Here is a 3667-nt window from a genome sequence, read left to right on the forward strand (position 1 = left end):
AACTATCTGCTCAACTATGTCTCGGCTCCTGGCGGAACACGGGATTCGCTGAACGTCGAGGAGCTCGTGCGGCTCGCGACACCCGGCGCGGGTCTCTGGACGATCCGTGTCGAGGGTCGCCGCATCGTCCAGGGCCCTCAACCGTTTGCGCTTTGCATCACCGGCGGCGTGGGCGGGCCCGCCGGCGCCGTTGCGCTCGACCGCTACCAGTACGCCCTCAGCGACTCGGTCGAGATCGAGGTGATCGACACCGACGCGTCCGGCCCGATCACGGCTCAGGCGTGGTCGAGCACCGAAGGCCTCCCCCAGAACGTGGCGCTGACCGGAGCGAACGGAGTGTTCCGCGGCTCGTTCGCGATCGCTCCAGTCCTGCCCGTGTCGGGCGATGGGGTCTTCGCGGTCAGCTCGGGTGACTTGGTGACGGTGAGCTACACGGGTGGCGGGGGCAATTCCGTGGTGGCCACCGCGCGAGTCAACGTGGAGGCGCCGGCGATCACCAACGTGGACGCCATCGCGCTGGGCGCGACCCAGGCCGTGGTGTCCTGGACCACCAACCTGAACGCATCAACGCGGGTTCGTTTCGGTTCGACCGTGCCGCTCCAATCCGTGGCGGACTCGAGCGGATACACGATGCAGCACTCCGTGCTGCTCACCGGTCTCCAGCCGGGCACCACTTATCGGTACGACCTCGAATCCGTCACGCCGGGTGGAGCCACGAGCGTCGATAGCCTGGACGGACAGCATCGCTCGTTCACCACTCTTCAAGCCGGAACGATCGCGCTCCTCATGGATGATCCGAATGCTGACGTGCTCGCCACCTGGTCCAACGCGTTCGCCGCGCTCGGGTGGGGTGTGGACGTACTCCCCGCCGCCGCCAACGACCCTCCTCTGGTGGGAAACTCTTCGGCCGGGCTGCGCCGATACCAGGCGGTCGTCTGGCAGGTGGATCCCAACAAGTACCCGCCCTTCAGCGATGCACAGCGCGCGGCGATCGACTCGCTCCTCGACTTCGGCGGACGCCTGCTGGTGACGGGTCATGACATCGGCTTCGGACTGTCCGACGCCGGCAGTCCCTCCTACTCGCTCGAGCGCGAGCTATGGCTCGAGAGCGGCCTCAAGACGCGTTACTTCATCGACAACATCTGGGCGGACACGCTCACCGGCGTCAGCGGAAGCCCGGTGTCGGGCGCGTTCACCGACTCGATCCCCTATGCACTGGAGCTCTACCCGGACTCGGGTGACAACGTCGGAGCCGCTCCGGCAACGGACGGCATATGGGCCGGCGACTGGACCGAGAACTCCATCAAGAACAGGCACATCGGCATGCACTGGGAAAGCAACTCCACGCGAGGCACCAGTGGGGTCGGCGTCTGGGGCGGGGAGAAGTCGCGACTGGTTGGCCTGTTCTACGAGTGGCGTTCGCTCGCCGGCAGCTCGACCTCGCACCTCGAGGCGCGCACCGGCGTTCTGCATGATGCGGTTTCTTGGCTGCTGGGACACGATCCCCCCGAGGTCCACATCGTCCAGCCGACGCCGGGAGCCGTGGTCACGGACAACTTCCTGACCATCCGATACTCGATCCGTCCCGACGTGGGTCGCACCATCGCCGGCCGCTGGGTGGACTATTCGTTGGACGGCGGCGACTCGTGGACCCCGGCCACGACGGCCGTGTGCGCCGACTCGGGCTGCATCTGGGACCTGGGCGGCGCCCTCGGTGGCGCTCCGATCCCGAACTCCACGAACGTGCAGCTGCGTGTTCGAGTGGCGGACGACGGCTCGCCGGCTCTGCAGTCGACCGCGGTGTTGAGCGGTTCGTTCGCCCTGGCCCGTACCGGCGGTGACACGCGCGGCCCCGTGCTCATCTCCGGCACTGCGACCAGCAGCCCGATGCCGATCCGACGTCTCCGACCGGCAACGCTCATGGCCACGTTCACCGACGCCGAGATGGGCGGCGGCGGCGTGGCGGCGGCGGAGTACTCGATCGGCTCGACTCCAGCATCCGCGGGGAGTGGGATCCCCATGTCAGGCGCATTCGGCACTCCCACGGTACAGGCGTCGGCGGCACTCGCGACCGACAACGTGCTGTCGGGCACCATGACGTTCTGGCTGCGCGGGCGCGACGCCGCCGGCAACTGGGGCGCCGCCGTCGCGCTCCCCGTGCCGGCCACGGGGCACTCCGTCGTTGGCGTGGATGACGTCGCCACGCACGTGGACTTCCTCGCAACCCCGAGCCCCAATCCCTCCCGCGCGTTCGCCACCATCCGCTTCGGGCTCGCGCAGGCAGGCGAGGTGAATCTCGAGCTGTTCGACGTCGCGGGTCGTCGGGTTCAGACGCTGATCAGCAGCAAGCTCGCTCCCGGCCCGCACACCGCCACATGGAACGGCCGCGATCGGCACGGCAATCACGTCAAGAACGGGATCTACCTGGTCCGGCTCACGACCCCGTCGAAGACGCTCCATACGCGGATGGTCAGGCTGCAGTAGAGCGCAGGGCACAGCCAGCTGCCTGCATCCGCAGCTTCCCGTGACCGTCAGGGCTGCGGGATCTCCCGCACGAGAAAGCGTAGAATCGCGGCCAAGCGACCCACCTATGGTCACCCGGGGTCCAGAGGCCATCCATGACGACGACTGTGGGACGCAACGATCCTTGCCCGTGCGGGAGCGGCCGCAAGTACAAGAACTGCTGTGAAGGCAAGCTCCAGCTCGGCCGGCAAGTCCGTGGGCCGTGGCTCTACGTCGGCATCGCCATCGCGGCGATCGTCATCGTGGGCGTCGGGTTCACCCTCACCCGCAACCGCGCCACGACGAGCATGGGCACACCGGGAGCTGTTGACAACACGGCGGGTCCTGCCGCAGCGCCTTGGACCTACGACTCGACGACGAACCGCCACTTCGATCCCGTCCACAGGCACTGGCACGCCGGCCCGCCTCCGCCGCCCGAGCTGCGGGGCGCGGGCGCCATCAGCCCGATGCCTCCCGGAGACTCGGCGGCAACGAATCCCGCGGCCGGAGCTCCTCAGGGGGCGCCGGCATCCACGCCGGCTCCGTGGACCTACGACCCGGCGACCAACCAGCACTGGGATCCGAACCACGGCCACTGGCACCCGGGTCCGCCTCCGTCGACGGCAAGGTAGGCACGAGCTTCTTTCGCCACAGTCGCGGCCGGATGACGGTTCAACCGGGCGCGTCTCTCGTGCAGCTGCTCAGACAGTCCGCCTTCGCCTGCTCCAGCCTCGTCATCTCCGCGGCATGACGTTCGCCTTCCTCCATCAGGCAGGTCCCGAGCTGCGGCTGAGACAGCTGCCGACAAAGCTCGAGATTCTGCTCGCGCATCTTTGATTCCCTGGCGATGAGGCCGTTGTAGAGCTCATTGCAATTGCGGATGCAGGTGGTTGGCTGTGCCCGACCGACTTTCACTCCAGTGATTCTGTTTCCCACCGTCCCGCAACTCACGAGGGCCGCCGCCAATCCGGCGACGATGAGGAACCTCCTGCCGAGGACGAGGGAGAGGCTGGGTGCGTTCGCTGCGCGGCACATAGTCCCTCCTCATGGTGGATTCGACCCGAGACAGGCTGAGTGTTGGCTCTCCATGAGATCCGACCCTCAGCCCCATTGGGACTTCAATGCCCGCTCGGATCCAAGAAGCGTGCCCGATGTCGAAATGGAG

At 67.4% G+C, this 3667-nt stretch carries 2 protein-coding genes; both read left to right on the top strand.

All coding sequences use genetic code 11. The features are described from left to right. On the top strand, positions 1-2484 hold a 2484-nt coding region (locus VFQ05_01285; GenBank protein ID HET9325381.1), incomplete at its 5' end, for a FlgD immunoglobulin-like domain containing protein. 134 nt (positions 2485-2618) lie between these two features. Then, positions 2619-3134, top strand: a complete 516-nt coding sequence (locus VFQ05_01290) for an SEC-C metal-binding domain-containing protein (protein HET9325382.1) — start codon at positions 2619-2621, stop codon at positions 3132-3134. The last annotated feature ends 533 nt before the right edge of the window (positions 3135-3667 follow it).

The organism is Candidatus Eisenbacteria bacterium (assembly GCA_035712145.1).
In the GTDB taxonomy this organism is placed as follows: Bacteria; Eisenbacteria; RBG-16-71-46; order RBG-16-71-46; family RBG-16-71-46; genus DASTBI01.